Annotated in this window: 17 protein-coding genes; 5 read left to right on the top strand and 12 right to left on the bottom strand. The window is 64.9% G+C overall.

The genetic code is table 11. The annotated features are described in order from the left end of the window. Positions 1-288 precede the first annotated feature (288 nt). The 5 genes from HWX69_RS12820 to HWX69_RS12840 form a co-directional block, all read right to left on the bottom strand. The gene (locus HWX69_RS12820; protein ID WP_178917482.1) at positions 289-1641 is read right to left on the bottom strand and encodes an NAD(P)/FAD-dependent oxidoreductase; all 1353 of its coding nucleotides are present in this window, start codon (positions 1639-1641) and stop codon (positions 289-291) included. Between the two features lie 32 nt (positions 1642-1673). Then, the gene (locus HWX69_RS12825) at positions 1674-2210 is read right to left on the bottom strand and encodes a cob(I)yrinic acid a,c-diamide adenosyltransferase (RefSeq protein ID WP_178918341.1); all 537 of its coding nucleotides are present in this window, start codon (positions 2208-2210) and stop codon (positions 1674-1676) included. Between the two features lie 50 nt (positions 2211-2260). After that, entirely contained in the window at positions 2261-2473 is a 213-nt protein-coding gene (locus tag HWX69_RS12830) for a hypothetical protein (RefSeq protein WP_178917483.1), read from the bottom strand. Between the two features lie 214 nt (positions 2474-2687). Further along, positions 2688-3842 (bottom strand): acyl-CoA dehydrogenase family protein, encoded by a 1155-nt coding sequence (locus HWX69_RS12835; protein ID WP_178917484.1) that lies wholly within the window; start codon positions 3840-3842, stop codon positions 2688-2690. Positions 3843-3944: 102 nt separating this feature from the next. Further along, positions 3945-4223 (bottom strand): PadR family transcriptional regulator, encoded by a 279-nt coding sequence (locus HWX69_RS12840; RefSeq protein ID WP_156710334.1) that lies wholly within the window; start codon positions 4221-4223, stop codon positions 3945-3947. A 246-nt stretch (positions 4224-4469) separates the two neighbouring features. Between HWX69_RS12840 and HWX69_RS12845 the strand changes: the two genes are divergently transcribed. Next, positions 4470-5159: a hypothetical protein gene (locus tag HWX69_RS12845; RefSeq protein ID WP_178917485.1), complete on the top strand. Its 690-nt coding sequence runs from the start codon at positions 4470-4472 to the stop codon at positions 5157-5159. Here HWX69_RS12845 and HWX69_RS12850 read toward each other — a convergent pair. Further along, a complete protein-coding gene (locus tag HWX69_RS12850; RefSeq protein WP_178917486.1) occupies positions 5156-6580 on the bottom strand; it encodes a sodium-dependent transporter in 1425 nt (474 codons plus the stop codon). The genes HWX69_RS12845 and HWX69_RS12850 overlap by 4 nt on opposite strands. A gap of 86 nt (positions 6581-6666) precedes the next feature. Between HWX69_RS12850 and HWX69_RS12855 the strand changes: the two genes are divergently transcribed. Beyond that, positions 6667-6951: an amphi-Trp domain-containing protein gene (locus tag HWX69_RS12855; RefSeq protein WP_178917487.1), complete on the top strand. Its 285-nt coding sequence runs from the start codon at positions 6667-6669 to the stop codon at positions 6949-6951. A gap of 192 nt (positions 6952-7143) precedes the next feature. On the opposite strand, the gene HWX69_RS12860 is transcribed toward HWX69_RS12855, so the two are convergent. Beyond that, positions 7144-7290: a hypothetical protein gene (locus HWX69_RS12860; protein ID WP_178917488.1), complete on the bottom strand. Its 147-nt coding sequence runs from the start codon at positions 7288-7290 to the stop codon at positions 7144-7146. An 83-nt stretch (positions 7291-7373) separates the two neighbouring features. Between HWX69_RS12860 and HWX69_RS12865 the strand changes: the two genes are divergently transcribed. From HWX69_RS12865 to HWX69_RS12875, 3 genes are all read left to right on the top strand, one after another. Then, a complete protein-coding gene (locus tag HWX69_RS12865) occupies positions 7374-8333 on the top strand; it encodes an asparaginase (protein ID WP_178917489.1) in 960 nt (319 codons plus the stop codon). A 42-nt stretch (positions 8334-8375) separates the two neighbouring features. Next, positions 8376-9086, top strand: coding sequence for a DUF7117 family protein (locus tag HWX69_RS12870; protein ID WP_178917490.1), 711 nt, complete (start codon positions 8376-8378; stop codon positions 9084-9086). An 84-nt stretch (positions 9087-9170) separates the two neighbouring features. After that, complete coding sequence (locus HWX69_RS12875) at positions 9171-10079, top strand: citramalate synthase (protein WP_178917491.1); 909 nt, start codon at positions 9171-9173, stop codon at positions 10077-10079. A gap of 163 nt (positions 10080-10242) precedes the next feature. Here HWX69_RS12875 and HWX69_RS12880 read toward each other — a convergent pair whose 3' ends face one another. From HWX69_RS12880 to glyA, 5 genes are all read right to left on the bottom strand, one after another. Further along, positions 10243-10746 (bottom strand): NUDIX hydrolase, encoded by a 504-nt coding sequence (locus HWX69_RS12880; protein ID WP_178917492.1) that lies wholly within the window; start codon positions 10744-10746, stop codon positions 10243-10245. Positions 10747-10757: 11 nt separating this feature from the next. Beyond that, entirely contained in the window at positions 10758-11651 is an 894-nt protein-coding gene (gene folD, locus HWX69_RS12885) for a bifunctional methylenetetrahydrofolate dehydrogenase/methenyltetrahydrofolate cyclohydrolase FolD (protein ID WP_178917493.1), read from the bottom strand. A 92-nt stretch (positions 11652-11743) separates the two neighbouring features. Next, a complete protein-coding gene (locus tag HWX69_RS12890; RefSeq protein ID WP_178917494.1) occupies positions 11744-12292 on the bottom strand; it encodes a hypothetical protein in 549 nt (182 codons plus the stop codon). Continuing rightward, positions 12289-13695, bottom strand: a complete 1407-nt coding sequence (locus tag HWX69_RS12895) for an FAD-dependent oxidoreductase (RefSeq protein ID WP_178917495.1) — start codon at positions 13693-13695, stop codon at positions 12289-12291. Before HWX69_RS12895 ends, HWX69_RS12890 begins: the two co-directional genes overlap by 4 nt. Positions 13696-13758: 63 nt before the next feature. Next, positions 13759-15033 carry a serine hydroxymethyltransferase gene (gene glyA / locus HWX69_RS12900; RefSeq protein ID WP_178917496.1) on the bottom strand — a complete coding sequence of 425 codons (1275 nt, stop codon included), beginning with the start codon at positions 15031-15033 and terminating at the stop codon, positions 13759-13761. Between the last annotated feature and the right edge of the window lie 112 nt (positions 15034-15145).

Genomic DNA, 15145 nt, shown 5'->3' on the forward strand with positions numbered 1-15145 from the left:
CCGAAACACTAACGTCCGACCTCATCCCAGGCGGCGTGCCGCGGTCGGTCGGGAAACCCTCGTGTCGGGCGGGTGGTTCGGTAGAACCACCGAATGGCCAGGCGGCGGAAGCCGCCAAGCCGGGCGACGGAACGTCGCCGAATGCCGAGACGGCGGACGCCGTCACGGCAAATCAATGTCGCACACCCGGGTTCTCCGGTCCGTCATCGCTGCCCAAAGGGCTGCTCAGTCGGGGACTAAAGGTGCGCAACTCTCCTACACCGTCGAGCGGTAATCCTCTTTCGGCTTTCAGACCGTGTAGTCGTCCTCCCGGACCTGTGCGTAGCCGCCGTTGCGGAAGCGGAACTTCCGCCATTTGTATTCGCCGAACAGTTTCGCGCCGGTCAGACCCGCATACACCGCCTCGTAGGGGGTGAAGCCGTCGTCGCCCTGTACGTCTTCAACCAATCCGAAGATGGTGTCCCAGTCGTCGGGTTCGTAACCGCGAACCATGTCGGCGAACACGCAGTTTCGACGGATTTCGCTGCCGATGGCGCGGTGCCATTCGGCGTTGTACGCCCGCAACGCACCGAGGGCAGCGAGGCGGCCCGCTATCTGGCCGGTCCGAATAGCGACGTGGTCGCCGCCCTCGTGGAACGCTGAGGTGGCACCCATCGCCCCGCCGACGACGGCGACGTTGGCCGTCGTCGGTGACTCGATGGGACGCGTCGAGGAGATGGGGTAGGTCTCGGTGCCACCGGATTTCCCGCGGTCCTCGACGAGCGGGAAGTCGGCGAGGTCGTAGCCGGGGTAGACCTCCTCGATGAGCCGTTCGATGTAGGTGTTGCCCTGTGGGACACGTTCGTCCTCGTCGTGGAGCAACCGATATGCCTCGCGGTTCGACACCTCGTCAAGGTCCATCCCGATGGGCATCGTCAGCCCGACGCGGGCGACGGGGTCGTCGTTCGGGAACACCCACGGGTAGGCGGTGTGGCCGGGCATGTACCCCCACCAGAACTTGATGCGGTCGCGTTCGAACAGTTCCTCGGGGAGTCGGCGGTACTCCTGATAGGCGATGTGGTTGGCCCGACGGGATTCCAGCTTTGCCATGTGCTCGTCGGCGAGCCAGTTTTGCAGTACGGTCCCGGTAATCGTCCGCTGGGGGCCGTCGGCGAGAATCAGATACTCCGTCTCGATTTCGGTGCCGTCCCGCAGCGTCAGCGTGTGTGTGGGCGTTCCCGTGAGGTCGGACTCGACCGACGCGACGCCGGTCCCGACGCGGTACTCGGCGCCGGCGTCTTCGGCACGCGACCGAAGCCAGTCGTCGAACCGCGCACGGTGGACAGTGAACCCGAAGTTCGGGTACGTGGCGTCTATACCCGTTTCGGTCAACTCGAGCGTCTCCGAGGGGCCGATGAACTCCGCGGCGTCGAGTTCTTGGTGTTTGACGTGGTCCGGAATCGGCTCGTCGAGGTCCATCAGGTCGACCCAGTAGTCGAGGATGCCGGCAGCGTCCGTCGAATCGGGTCCGAGTTCCTCGCGGTCCGCTCGGGGGACGCCCTTCTCGATGACGACGGCGTCGGCGCCTTCGCTGGCTGCCGCGTAGCCGGCCGAGGACCCGGCCGGGCCGCCACCGACGACGGCGACGTCTACCTGTTGCATACTGCCTTCCGTGAGCGGATGGGGCTTAAGCCCTAGTACTCCGGTGCTTCCTCGGGGACTCCATCGCGTTTGTTGACGACCCGGGCCCACACGAACAGCGCATCGGAGAGTCGGTTGAGATACGCGACCGCGGCGCCGTTTACGGGTTCGTCGGAGGCCAACGACACCGCTCGGCGCTCGGCGCGTCGACAGACGGCCCGTGCGTGGTGGAGTTTCGACCCGGCGTCGCTGCCGCCGGGGAGGATGAAACTCTGCAGCGGGTCGAGTTCGTCGTCGAAGGCGTCCATCCAGTCTTCGAGTTTCTGGACGTGATGTTCCTCGAGATGCGGAGCGTCAGCGTCCTCGCGGTCGGGGTTGGCGAAGTCGGCCTGAATGATGTGGAGGTGGTTTTGGACCGCGCTCAGTTTCTCGTCGATGTCGTCGTACCCCGAGGGGCGAATGCGCCCGACGACGCTGTTGACTTCGTCGACGGTGCCGTAGGCCTCGATTCGCGCGCTGGTCTTCGAGACGCGAGACATGTCTCGAAGGTCGGTCATTCCCTCGTCACCGCGACCGGTGTAGATCTTCATGTCGAGGCGTTCGGCCTCCGGTGGCTTATAGGTCGCTGCCGAGGCAGTCGTCACGACTCGTCGTCGGTAGAAGCGTCGTCGTCCTCCTCCGTGGGTACGAGGAAGAAGTACGCGAAGACACCGAAGACGACACCGAGTCCGAGACCCAACTCGACGCCGAGACGAACCTCACCCAGCAGGAACCCGCCGACTGCGGTGACGAGAAGCGCCAGGGTGAAGAACGTCGCTGCGCGCGTGAGGTCGTCGGCCACGAGGCTACTCATGACACGCCGTAGCGGTGGCTACCGGGTAAAGCGTGCGTTTCGTACGGGAATCGCAAGAAGCGGTTAAAGCATCCGCGCGAGCGAAGCGAGCGCGGTTCTCCGGACGCGACCGCAGGGAGCGTCCGGGTCGTTTTTCCCCAAGTTTTTGCGACCGAGTGGTGCCCGCAGCGCGCCGGAGGCGCGCGAGGACACCCGAGGGAGTAAAAAGTGGGTTTTAGAAGCCCTTCCCCTGCAGTTCCCGGGCGATAATCATCTTCTGAATCTCAGTGGTACCCTCGTAGATTTGGGTGATCTTGGCGTCGCGGTAGAAGCGCTCGGCGTCGAAGTCGTCGACGAAGCCGGAGCCACCGTGAATCTGGACGCACTCGTTTGCGTTCTTGACGGCGGTGCGGGAGGCGAACTCCTTGGCCATCGACGCGAGCTTCGTCAGCTGGCCGTCGGCGTTGTCGACGGACCACGCCGATTTGTAGGTGAGGTTGCGGGCGGCTTCGGCCTCGGTGTGCATGTCGGCGAGTTTGTGCTGGATGGCCTGGAAGTCGCCGATTGGGCGGCCGAACTGCTCGCGTTCCTGGGCGTATTCGAGGGCGCGACGCGCCGCACCCTTGGCGATGCCGACGCCCTGTGCGGCGACGCCGGTTCGGGTCTCGTCGAAGAACTGCATCTGCTGGAGGAAGCCCATGCCTTCGGTGCCGACGAGGTTTTCCTCGGGGACGCGAACGTTATCGAGGATGAGTTCGGCGGTGTCGGAGGCGCGAATCCCCATCTTGCCCGTAATCTTGTCGGCGGTGAAACCGTCGCGGTCGGACTCGACGATAATCTGTGAGAAGCCGTTGTAGCGACCGTCGGCGTCGGGGTCGGTCTTACACAGCACGACGAAGAAGTCACCAACGCTGCCGTTGGTGATCCACATCTTGTTGCCGTTGATGACCCACTCGTCGCCGTCCTTCTCCGCGCGCGTGCTCACGCTCGATACGTCAGACCCCGTGTCCGGCTCAGAAATCGCCGCGCCCATGATGGCGTCGCCGGAGGCGATGGGTTCGAGGTACTCCTCTTTTTGCTCCTCGGTACCGAACTCGATGATGGCCTCGCCACCGAAGCCGGTCGAGGACAGACACAGGCCGATACCTGGGTCGGCCGCGAACAGTTCCTCGACGATGATGGCGGTGTCGAGAACGTCGTAGCCGGCGCCGCCGTACTCGAAGGGGATCTGCGGGGCGAGCAGACCCATCTCGGCGGCCTTGTCGACGACCTCGTGGGGGTACTTCTCCTCGCGGTCGTACTCCTTGGCGACCGGGAGAATCTCGTTTTCGGCGAAGCGCTGAACCTCGCTTTTCAGTTGTTCCTGTTCCTCGGACAGTTCGAAGTCCATACCGCTACGTTCGACTGAAGCTATAAAAGGCCAGCTTTTCCTAACGACGTTTGCAGGAACCCTACCGTTGCTTTACAACGATAACCGTTATTTGCCGGTCGTTTATGATAGGTCGACGTACTGGTCCTCCCACTCGCGGCGCGCTTCGATTTCTCGGCGGCCGCGACGGGTGAGCGTATAGAAGTTGGTTCGGCGGTCCCGCTGGCCCTTTTCGACGAGTCCCTTGTCGACGAGCGTATCGAGGTTGGGGTACAGCCGACCGTGGTGGATCTCCTTCTCGTAGTAGTCCTCCAGTTCTTCCTTGATTGCGAGGCCGTGGGGGTCGTCGCGACCCGCGATGACGTACAGCAAGTCTCGCTGGAACCCTGTCAAGTCGTGCATCGGTAAGTTCTGTTTTGGTGTTACTGTCCAATTAGGTTAAATATGTCGGAGTGATACTCGATTCAATCCCGCTAACCGACCCGAGACGACCGCTATGTGTCGTTCAGTCGAAGCAACCCTGATTGGATAGGTGATACGTTTCGGTGAATTATCGGAACGTGAACACTGCTCGGATGGGTCGTTCGGGAACTACTCCCGGAGAAGAGTCATTACCGTGTCGCCTCCTCAACAACGTACGTCGATTCGATGTTCACACTCGAAACGCTCGTGGTGGCACTACTCGTCGCCGGCATCGTCGCCGCGCTCGTCGAAGGGATTCGACGCGGGAGCGGCGCAGTCGTCGTGAACGCCGTGGCTGCCCTCGGCGTCACCGCCGTTCCCTCGGCCATCCTGTTGTCTCTCGAGGCGGGCCCTGCGCTGGTGTGGGACATCACGCTCTGGGCTGCGGCAGCCGGTTTCCTCCACTCCCTCGGTATGCTCGGACTCTACGAGTCCGTGGACTGGTGGGACCACTTGACGCATACCCTCTCTGCCGGTGTGCTCGCGGCCGCGTTCTATCCGATGAGTCTCGTTGCCACCCAACCCTGGTCGGACACGGCGGAGTGGACACTCGCCATCACCGGGGCGACTGTCGGCTTGACGCTCGCGGCCGGCATCGCGTGGGAACTCCTCGAATTGGTCGCTCGCGAGTTGGGCAAGCGCTACGATATCGAACCGATTCTCGTCCACTACGGCAGGCGAGACACCGCTCTCGATCTCGTCTTCGATGTCGTCGGTGCAGTGTTGGTCCTCGCACTCGACGTGCGGCTGTTCCTCCCGGTCTTCGAACGGTACCCCGAAACGGCGGGCGCGTTACTGACCGGGAGTGCAGTCGGCTGTGCAATCGGTATCGTCGCGCTTGCGGTCGCAGTACTCGTCCTCCGTCGGCTGGATTAACGCCGATTTCGACCGACGCGCGGCGGACTCCACCCCCGATTTCGGAGGAGCCAGCCGACCACAATCAAGAACGAAAGCAGGGCCGCGGCGATGCCCACCGCGACGCCGTCAACTCTGGCGGTCCCCACCAAGAGCCGCCACGCCGGCCGAGCGACGCCGGCGACTTTCGCACCCGTGACGCCGACGAGAACCACCGGAATGAGGTACCGAACGAGCGGGTACAGGCTACCGAGGTCCTCACGGACGGCTTCGAGGTCGACGACCCAGACGAAGACGGTGACGATGAGCAGCGCCGACACCGGGAGGGCGAACGTACCGACGGATTCGTCGATGATGTCGAGGACAGGGCGCCCGAGAAGCGAGAGGTTCGCCGGACTGTAACTGAGCGCCGACGGGATGCCGAGCAGGAATACCCCCGCCGTAATGCCGACAGTTGCCGGACGGCGCTCGAGCCGCGTCGTCGTCGCTGCCGCGGCGACGCCGACCTCCAGCAGTGCAACGGACGAACTCAACGCGGCGAAGAACAACAACCCGAAGAAGGCGGTTGCGACGACTCGCCCGAACGGCATCGTCGCGAACGCCGTCGGCAGCGTCGTAAACGCCAACTCCGTTCCGAGCGTCGGCTGGAGCCCGAAACTGAACACGATGGGGAAGATGACCAGTCCCGCGACGAGCGCCGCCCCGATGTCAAGGACCGTAATCGCCAGCGACGACCGGAGCAGGTCGGCATCGTCTTCGACGTAACTCCCGTAAGTGAGCATGATCCCCTGCCCGACCGACATCGAGAAGAACACCTGTCCGAAGGCCGCACTCCAGATACCGGGGTCGCCGAGCACCGACAGCCGCGGCGTGAACAGGAACGCCGCTGCCGCCCGCCACCCCGACAGCGTCACCGCATACAGCGCCAGCCCGACCAGGACGACGAACACCGTCGGCATCACGACCCTCGCCATCCGCTCGATGCCGCCGCGAACGCCCAGCGAGACCACACCGCCGGTCAGTACCGTCACAGCCACGAAGTAGCCGACCGGGAGCCAGCCGTCGACGAACCCCGCAAACGTCAGTTCGGTTCCGGCGAGCCACGAGAGGAAGAACCCGAACACCCAGCCCGTGAGGACGAGGTAGTAACTGAGGATGAGCAACACGCCACCGACGACGAGCCAGCCCGCGGCGGCGTACGCCGGTCGAACCGACCGAAACGCCGATACAACGTCAGTTCGGAGGGTTCGCCCCACGGACAGTTCGAGGACGAGCATCGGAACGGCACAAATCAGCGCCGCGATGAGGTAGGGAACCAGATACGCTCCGCCGCCGTTCTGTCCGACCACCGCCGAAAACCGCCAGACGTTACCGAGACCGACGGCCGCACCCACCGTCGCGAGGAGAAATCCGAGCCGAGACGACCACCGTTCCGGACCCATGGGTCTCTCTGCGTCGGTGGGGGCCTTAATTGTACGTCGGTACCAGTCACCTATCCGTTTATTTTCAGCGACCACATACAGGGTCCATGGAAGAAGTCCTGTTAAAAACCGAACAACGACAGTCCCGAGCCGAAATCGCAGACCACCTTCGTGCAGTGGCCGACAAACTCGAGGCCGGTGAGCCGGTGACTCTCTCGTCGGACACCGAAAGCATCAGCCTCGAAATACCGGCCCAACCGACCTTCGAGGTGAAAGCCGAACGCGAACAGGAAGGAACCTCCTCGGAACTCAGCGTGGAGTTCGAACTGGAGTGGGACGAAAACGACGGCGACGGTAATGGCAGTGACGACGCTGGTTTCGAAATCGCCTGACTCCGGACCCAGACCTCTCTCTTCGTATGTTAGTTAGCGAGTGGAAAGCCCCGAGCCGGATGAAAAGGACCGGCCGGGGGCTTGCCGCCCTGAATTGGTCCCCGCTGACGCTTCGGCCCTCCAAGCGAAGCGTCACCTGAATCAAGTAGGTACCGCATCATAAATGTACCGGCACCGGTGAGGCCTACCGGACTAGATGTACTCCTCTTCGAGGACCCACCCCAGCGCCCGCTTGTAGTACGTGAACATTTGTCGGACGCCTTCGTGGTTCATGTCCTCGTCGTCGAGTTCGTTTTTCAGGAATTCGTACTGCTCTCGGATTTCCTCTTCGTCGCGCATACCTGACACTCTCGCCGGAGTCAAATGAAAGTTCGTCACCCGGCGACCGCAACGCCCAACCCGACGCCGACAGCAGGTGGCGTATGCGCGTCCACGTCATCGCCACCGGTGGCACGATTGCCTCGACCGAAGACGGAGACGAGGCCGGCGCCGCCCCGTCGCTCTCCGGCGACGACCTTGTCGAGGCCGTCCCCGACCTCGAATCGTTCGCGGACATCACCGTCGAAAGCGTCGCCAGCAACCCCGGATTCGACATGTCGCCCGCGGTGTGTGCTCGCGTCGCCGAGCGCGTCCGAGATATCACCGACAATGTCGACAGCGTCGTCGTCACCCACGGCACCGACACGCTTGCGGAGACCGCTCACTACCTCGGACTCACGACGGACGGACCAGTCGTCGTGACGGGGGCTCAGCGACGGCCCGACGAACTCGGCAGTGACGGCCCGACGAACCTCCGAACCGCGGTCAGAGCCGCCGCTCACGACCGACTCGACGCCGGCACGTTCGTCGCCTTCGACGAGGAGTTGCATGCAGCCGCGACGGTCCAGAAATCCCACACGAGTTCGCTCGATACGTTTCAGTCCCCCGAGGCAGGACCTATCGCTCGGTTCACCCGACGCCGAGTCCACTGGCACCGCGACCCACCGGCAGCTGACACACTACTTCCCGTTCCCGACCCCGAATCCCACCCGACGGTTCCCATCGTCGTTTCGGCCTCCGGCGTCGGCCGGGATGCGTTCACTGACGCCACATCCCGCGGTGACGCCGTCGTCGTCGCCGGCACGGGCCTCGGAAACACGACGGGTGCACTCGGCGAGGCCATAGCGGACGCCGACTGTCCGGTCGTCATCGCCTCCCGGTGTTACGCCGGGCCCACGGAACCGGTGTACGGAACACCCGGCGGTGCGGCGACGCTGGCAAACCACGATCACGTCCGATTCGCTCACGGAACGCCGTGGGCGGCGCGCATCGAACTCGTCCTCGCGGTCGCCGCCGGCCGCGTCGACGAGCGCTTCGATGCGTTCGACGTGTCCTCGGCGTGACGGTCCGGGAGTGTTTTGCCGGCGACGGCCCAAGGGAGCGACATGAAGGTCCGCGGCCGACGGGAATGCAAAGAGTGCGGGACGCGGTGGTCCTACTACGACACCGGGGAGATTGCGTGTCCGGGGTGTGGCAGCCTCCACAGCGTCGGCACCGACGACGAACGGTCCTTGCACACCGCGACGGCGGCGACACTCGACCTGTCGCCGGTCCGAAACGCTATCGACGAACAGCCCACCCGCCGACTCGCAGAACGCGCGGTAGATCGATGCCGGGAGTTCACCGGCGGCTACGGATTTATCCAATCCGGGGTCCTCCAACCGCTCGACGACACCTATCTCGCCGCGATGGAGCTTCGACACGTCGCCGGAGAGCTCACGCGACGGATGGACAGCACCGACGACGAGGAGCGATATTTCACGACCTTGCTCCGTGCCGACGACGACGAGCGTCCGGCCATCGAGGAGGTTCCGGACTCTCTCCGGGCGATGCGTGGCTTGGCGTACGCCAACGCCGTCAAGGAGTATCGCTCGGACCTCCGTCGGTATCTCGAGGAACACCCCGACCCAGCCGTCGGCAACATCCTCGAACGCCTCGGCGACCACACCAAACGCATTCGCGCACTCGACGGCGACGTGTCCCCGCGAGCGGTCGAGTCGCTCGTTGAATCGGCCCGCGACATTGGTCGATATCTGAGTTCGGGCGAGGAAAGCGCACTCGCCACCGCCGAATCCCGACTGGACGAACTGGCCTGAACCGCCCCAGAGTGTTTAATCGGTGCCGTCCTCAGCCCGATACATGAGTTGGCTCAGCGACGTACCTCAGGGAGGCCTAACCGAATGAGACTCTGTGATACTACCGTTCAAGCGGCCGCACAGCACTCCGACCGAACGTACACGGCCGACCAGTTGGTCGAAGCGGGGCAGGCGCTCGACCGACTCGGCGTGGCACTGATACGGGCCGGAAACCCCTCCGTGGCGGGCGTCGAACACGAGACGGTCAGCCGCCTCGCGTCGAACCTCGACGCCGACGTGGTGGCGACCTGCCGGCCCCGTACCGACGAGGTGGAGACGGCACTCGAAACCGGCGCGGACGTCGTCGAGGTTTCGATTCCCGTTTCCGACGTGCGACTCGAATCCGTACTCGGGATATCGCGCGAGAAGGCGTTCGACCGCGCCGAGACGGCGATACGCCAAGCTCGTGAGGGCGGCGCGGACGGCCACCTCCATTTGCAGGACGCGTTCCGTGCCGACGTACCGTCGGTCGCCGGCGCGTTCGGGCGGTTCGACGGCTCCATCGTCCTCGCGGACACCGTCGGCGCTCGGACACCGCCGTTCGTCGCGGGCTTCCTGCGGACGCTCGCCGATGCGAGTGCCGACCTCACACGAGCCGGCGTCAGTTTCAGCGACGACCTCGGCTGTGCGACGGCGAACTCGCTGGTCGCCGCCGAGACGGGCATCGACCGCATCGACGCCAGCGTCGCTGGTATCGGAACTGGGGCCGGAAGGGCCGCAATCGAGGAGCTAATCGTCGGGACGGTAACGGGCGGCGGCGACGCCGGCGTTGCCACTACCGAGACGATTCCCGCCTGCGAAGACGCCCTCCGGGCTCTCGGCGAGTCCGTCGACGAGCGGAAAGCCGTACTTGGCGCGGGCGCGAGCGGAGACGAGTCGGGTGAGGGGACCGAGAGTGGGGTGGACGACCCCGCGGCGTTCCGTGCGTACGACCCCTCGACGTTCGGCGGTTGACGACGAAGAGAGCGTGGCGAGGCGAAATTCCTCCCGGACCGATGGGACGCACAGCGATTGGCGAACAGGCGGCACGTCGACTCCCGAAGCGCTGTGCCGCGCTCCCGTTGGACGCTCCGGGGTAGGCGAGTCGAGCACGGGGGTGCTGGCCCCGTGTTCGTATTTAAACGTACGTGTCGACGAGTCGACAGACGAGGTCACGGTCGAACGTGTTCTCCGGTACCTCCTCGAGCCAGGCCGCCTCGTCGATGCCCTCCGATGGGCGTCCCGGATTCGAATCGGTGCTCGTCGTCAGGGGTGTCCCGAGGAACGTCGCGAAGTAGAACTGGTAGCTCGCTCCGTCGCTGGCCCGAACGAACGTCTGCTCTGCGATGGCGGCGAGGCCGGTGAGTTCGATGGTGACGCCCGTTTCCTCTTCGACCTCACGCATCGCACCCACCTCGGGCGGTTCGTCCGTTTCGAGGCGGCCGCCGGGCAAGAGCCACGTGTCGTCCTCGCGGACGAACAGCACGCACCCGGAATCGATGACGAGCGCGCCGACACCCCACGCGCCGTCGTCGTCGCGCTCCATCGCTCGGTCGAACCGGTCGGCGTCGATTTCGATACGCTCGGCTTTCCGGTAGGGGTCGTCGTAGCGGGCGGCGAGGTCTTCCGGTGTGAACGACATGGCCGAGACAGTCAGGGCAACTCGACTGTGATGTCCTCCTGCAGTCCGGCGGCTTTGACCGTGTTGTACAGCAGCATCGCACGCGTCATCGGTCCAACGCCGCCCGGAACGGGCGTGATGGCTCCGGCTTTGGCCTTCGCGCTCTCGTAGTCCACGTCGCCGACGAGTTCGTACCCCTTCTCCGTGTCGGCGTCGACGCGGTTGATACCCACGTCGATGACGGTCGCGCCCTCCGAAATCATCTCGCCGTCGATGAACTCCGGCAGTCCCGCGGCGGCGACGACGATATCGGCGTTTCGGGTCTTCGCTTCGAGGTCTTCGGTTCGGGAGTGACACACCGTCACCGTCGCGTTGCCGTCCGGGGCTTTCTGGAGCAGGAGGTTCGCCAGCGGCTTGCCGACGATGTTCGAGCGCCCGACGACGACGGCGTCCGCACCTTCGGTTTCGATGTCGTAAGCCGCCAGCAATTTCTGGACCCCGTGGGGCGTACAGGGCCGATAGCGGTCGTTGCCGGCGACGAGACGGCCGACGTTCTCGGGGTGGAAGCCGTCGACGTCCTTCACCGGGTCGATGCTCCGGAGGACACGCCGCTCGTCGACGTGGTCGGGCAGCGGCATCTGGACGAGGATGCCGTGGACCGCCGAATCGGCGTTGAGTTCGTCGATGGTGTCGTACAGTTCCTCGGCGGGGGCGTCGCTGTCGATCTCGACGTGGATGCCGTCGATGCCGACCTCCTCGCAGTCGCGCTGCTTCATCGAGACGTACGTCTCGCTTGCGGGGTCGTCGCTCATCAGAACGGTCGCCAGTCCCGGCGTCACGCCCGCTTCGGTGAGGGCGTCGATGCTTCCGGACAGCGACTCGCGAATCTCGCTGGCGACGGCGTTGCCGTCGATGACCTCTGTCATTGTCGAGAATCCGGCGCGCCGAACGTATCAATGATTCGGGTTCGTGCTTGTTTGTCGCCGAATAACGGTACAAGTGTACACGAACGTGAGTATTAGGGGCAGTCGCTTTCGTCGAACGTCGTCGGTTCGCTTCCCTGCTGGACGCCGCGTGTCGCCCCCGAATCGAGGGCGAACAGTACCGCCCGACCGCCGTATCCGTGCGTCTGGTCGTGGCCGCGGACGACCACACAATCGACGTTTTCGGGGATTTCGACGGTCGAAAAGCGGGTGAACTCTCGGGTACCGTGGGAGTGCGCGAGGTCTCGACGACCGAGGCGGTCGCCGTCGAGCGTCTCGAGTTGCCACCAGTTCGCGTACCCCTCCTCGCCGTCGTCGTCGTGATACAGCGTCACGGAGAACCGATACCCGCCATCGACGCGCTCGGCTTCGACACCAATGACGTTCGCCTCACGGAGGTCGAGACCACTCTCGTCGGTCGCGGTATTCGTATCGGTGGCCTCGTCAGTCACTCCGCTGTCGTTACGTTCGTCGCCGTTGTCGCCATTATCGCGTTCGTCACCGTTATCCCCAGTGCACCCCGCGAGAGCCCCGGCGAGCAATCCGAGCCCACTCGCCAACGTGCGGCGGCGCCCGACGGTCACAGTTTCCCACCGAGTACCTTCGCCGCGGTCAACACCGGGTCCCACGTCGTGTTGAACGGCGGCGCGTACGCGAGGTCGTAGTTCGCCAGTTCCTCGACGGTGGCACCTTCGGTGACGGCACCGACGACGGCGTGGCTCCGGTGGACTGCACCCTCGCCGTACTCGCTGGCGAGGCTGGCACCGAGGACCCGCCCCGACTCGCTGTCGGCGGTGAGCGTGACCTTCACCGTCCCGCCCTCGGGGTAGTAGCCGGCTCGCGATTTCGCGTCGATGGTGACCGTCGTGGGGTCGAAGCCAGCGTCCCGTGCCTCCTCGTCGTCGAGGATACCGGTCCGGGCGGCCTCGACGTCGAAGGCCTTGACCGCGGCCGTCCCCGCGATGCCACCGCCGACGGAGGGGTTTCCAGCGACCGTCTCCCCGATGGCGCGGCCGTGGCGGTTCGCGGTCAGCGCCAACGGGACGTACGCCGGCTCACCGGTGACGACGTGTTCGGCCTCCGCGCAGTCACCGGCGGCGTACACGTCCGGGTGGTTCGTCTCCCGGTAGGCGTCGGTCGCGATGGCACCCGTCGACCCCAACTCGATGCCGGCGTCCTCGGCGAGGTCGGTCCGGGGTCGGACGCCGGTTCCGAGCAGCGCCATCTCGACGGGGACGCGCTCGTCGGCCGTAACGACGGCCTCGACGACGTTGTCACCCTCGAACGCCTCTACTTCGCTGTTCAGATACAGCGCGACGTTCTGCTCTCGGAGGTGGTCGGCGACGTAGGCGCTCGTCTCCTCGCTGAACCCCTTGAGCACGCGGTCACCGCGCTGGAAGAGGTGAACCTCGAAGTCGTTTGCGGCCAGCGCCTCGGCCATCTCGACGCCGATGTAGCCGCCACCGACGACGGCGACTGGCCCGGTACACGATTCGAGGAACTGACACGCCGGCCCGCGGTCCGGCTGTTCGAGTGGGCTGGATTCCCGCGAGCGGGCGACGAACTCACGGAGTTCCTTGCCATCCGTCATCGACCCGAGGGTGTACACGCCCTCCTGTTCGCGACCGTCGATAGACGGGACGACCGCTTCCGCGCCGGTCGCGACGAGTAGGTGGTCGTACCCGACTGCCACCTCGCCGTCGCCTCGGGCCGTCACTATCCGGTCGTCGGGGTCGATGTCGACCACCTCGTGACCCGTCCGGAGGTCGATGTCACGTTCCTCGCGGAACTCTTCGGGCGTGATGGAGACGAGGTCCTCCAGTGACTGAATCTCGCCCTTGATGTAGTACGGCAGCCCGCAGGCCCCGTAGGAGACCCATTCGCCTTTCTCGAAGACGATGACATCGAGGTCGGGGTCGTCGCGTTTCGCCTTGCTCGCGGCCGACATGCCTGCTGCGTCTCCACCGACGACGACGAACGTGCTCATTGCTGGTGGTTCGCCTGCGGAAGGGATAAAAGTCAGTCGAGTGTGTGGCGGCGGTGAACGCGCCTACTGGAAGTCCGTCAGCGACCCTTCACGATCGTACAGCGGGTACTCGGCACACAATTCCTCGACTTCGGTGGCCGCCTCGGACTTCACGTCCTCGTCGTCGGGAGAGTCGACGACGCGGGCGATGATGTCGGCGACCTGCTCACAGGCCTCCTCGTCGAAGCCACGCGTAGTGAGTGCTGGTGTGCCGGCGCGGATACCCGAGGGGTTGAACGCGCTTCGCGTCTCGCCGGGGACGGTGTTCTTGTTGAGGACGATGCCGACCTCCTCTAGGGCCTCCTCTGCAACGCCACCGGGCGTGTCGGGATGGGATTCCCGGAGGTCTACGAGGACGAGGTGGGTGTCGGTGCCCCCGGAGACGAGTTTGAAGCCGTGTTCCTGAAGGCGCTGGCCGAGCGCCTTGGCGTTGTCGACGACCTGCTGGGCGTACTGCTCGAATTCGGGTTGGAGGGCTTCGTTGAAGCCGACGGCCTTGCCGGCGATGTTGTGCATGAGGGGGCCGCCCTGAGCGCCGGGGAAGACGGCCGCGTCGATGTCGTCGGCGTACTGCTGGTCGCACATGATGATGCCGCCGCGACCGGCGCGGATGGTCTTGTGGGTCGACCCGGTGACGAAGTCGGCGACGCCGACGGGCGATTCGTGGACGCCCGCGGCAACGAGGCCGGTGATGTGGGCGATGTCCGCGAGGTGATAGGCGTCGACGGAGTCGGCAGTGTCCTGCACGCGCTGGAAGTCGACTTCGCGGGGGTAGGCGGAGTAGCCGGAGACGACGATGTCTGGGTCGAACTCCTGGGCCAGCGCATCGAGTTCCTCGTAATCGATGTAGCCCGTTTCGGGGTCGACCTCGTACTGTTCGACCTCGTAGGTTTTGCCGGTGAAGTTGGCAGGGTGGCCGTGACTGAGGTGGCCGCCGTGTTCGAGTTCCAGCGAGAGGATTTTGTCGCCGGGGTCGAGCATCGCGAGGTAGACGCCCATGTTCGCCTGCGTGCCCGAGTGGGGCTGGACGTTGACGTGGTCGGCGCCCCACAGCTCTTTGGCGCGCTCGATTGCGAGTTCCTCGACGGTGTCGGCGTACTCACAGCCGGCGTAGTAGCGCTCGCCTGGGTACCCCTCGGCGTACTTGTTCGTCAACTCCGAACTCTGGGCTTCGAGAACCGCCTTCGAGACGTGGTTCTCGGAGGCGATCATCGCCAAGGTGTGCTCCTGTCTGTCGCGTTCGCCGTCGAGGGCGTCTGCGACCGCGGGGTCGGACTCCCGTACCTGCTCGTAGCTCATACCTGCAGGTCGGGAACGCCGGAACAAGAAGCTACCCGTTCTTGGCAAGCACGGCCGGTGTCGGTGCCGTCGAAGGGTCGACTATCGTCCGTTCGGAACGACCGTTCGAAGC

Origin of the sequence: Natronomonas gomsonensis (assembly GCF_013391635.1) — an archaeon.
Taxonomy (GTDB): domain Archaea; phylum Halobacteriota; class Halobacteria; order Halobacteriales; family Haloarculaceae; genus Natronomonas; species Natronomonas gomsonensis_A.

Excerpts from the sequence above, each read along its gene's own strand:
- folD (WP_178917493.1), bottom strand. The coding sequence starts at position 11,651 with ATGACAGAGGTCATCGACGGCAACGCCGTCGCCAGCGAGATTCGCGAG.
- HWX69_RS12835 (WP_178917484.1), bottom strand. The coding sequence starts at position 3,842 with ATGGACTTCGAACTGTCCGAGGAACAGGAACAACTGAAAAGCGAGGTT.
- HWX69_RS12855 (WP_178917487.1), top strand. The coding sequence starts at position 6,667 with ATGGAAGAAGTCCTGTTAAAAACCGAACAACGACAGTCCCGAGCCGAA.
- glyA (WP_178917496.1), bottom strand. The coding sequence starts at position 15,033 with ATGAGCTACGAGCAGGTACGGGAGTCCGACCCCGCGGTCGCAGACGCC.
- HWX69_RS12865 (WP_178917489.1), top strand. The coding sequence starts at position 7,374 with ATGCGCGTCCACGTCATCGCCACCGGTGGCACGATTGCCTCGACCGAA.
- HWX69_RS12845 (WP_178917485.1), top strand. The coding sequence starts at position 4,470 with ATGTTCACACTCGAAACGCTCGTGGTGGCACTACTCGTCGCCGGCATC.
- HWX69_RS12840 (WP_156710334.1), bottom strand. The coding sequence starts at position 4,223 with ATGCACGACTTGACAGGGTTCCAGCGAGACTTGCTGTACGTCATCGCG.
- HWX69_RS12860 (WP_178917488.1), bottom strand. The coding sequence starts at position 7,290 with ATGCGCGACGAAGAGGAAATCCGAGAGCAGTACGAATTCCTGAAAAAC.
- HWX69_RS12875 (WP_178917491.1), top strand. The coding sequence starts at position 9,171 with ATGAGACTCTGTGATACTACCGTTCAAGCGGCCGCACAGCACTCCGAC.
- HWX69_RS12870 (WP_178917490.1), top strand. The coding sequence starts at position 8,376 with ATGAAGGTCCGCGGCCGACGGGAATGCAAAGAGTGCGGGACGCGGTGG.
- HWX69_RS12825 (WP_178918341.1), bottom strand. The coding sequence starts at position 2,210 with ATGAAGATCTACACCGGTCGCGGTGACGAGGGAATGACCGACCTTCGA.
- HWX69_RS12880 (WP_178917492.1), bottom strand. The coding sequence starts at position 10,746 with ATGTCGTTCACACCGGAAGACCTCGCCGCCCGCTACGACGACCCCTAC.
- HWX69_RS12895 (WP_178917495.1), bottom strand. The coding sequence starts at position 13,695 with ATGAGCACGTTCGTCGTCGTCGGTGGAGACGCAGCAGGCATGTCGGCC.
- HWX69_RS12830 (WP_178917483.1), bottom strand. The coding sequence starts at position 2,473 with ATGAGTAGCCTCGTGGCCGACGACCTCACGCGCGCAGCGACGTTCTTC.
- HWX69_RS12850 (WP_178917486.1), bottom strand. The coding sequence starts at position 6,580 with ATGGGTCCGGAACGGTGGTCGTCTCGGCTCGGATTTCTCCTCGCGACG.
- HWX69_RS12820 (WP_178917482.1), bottom strand. The coding sequence starts at position 1,641 with ATGCAACAGGTAGACGTCGCCGTCGTCGGTGGCGGCCCGGCCGGGTCC.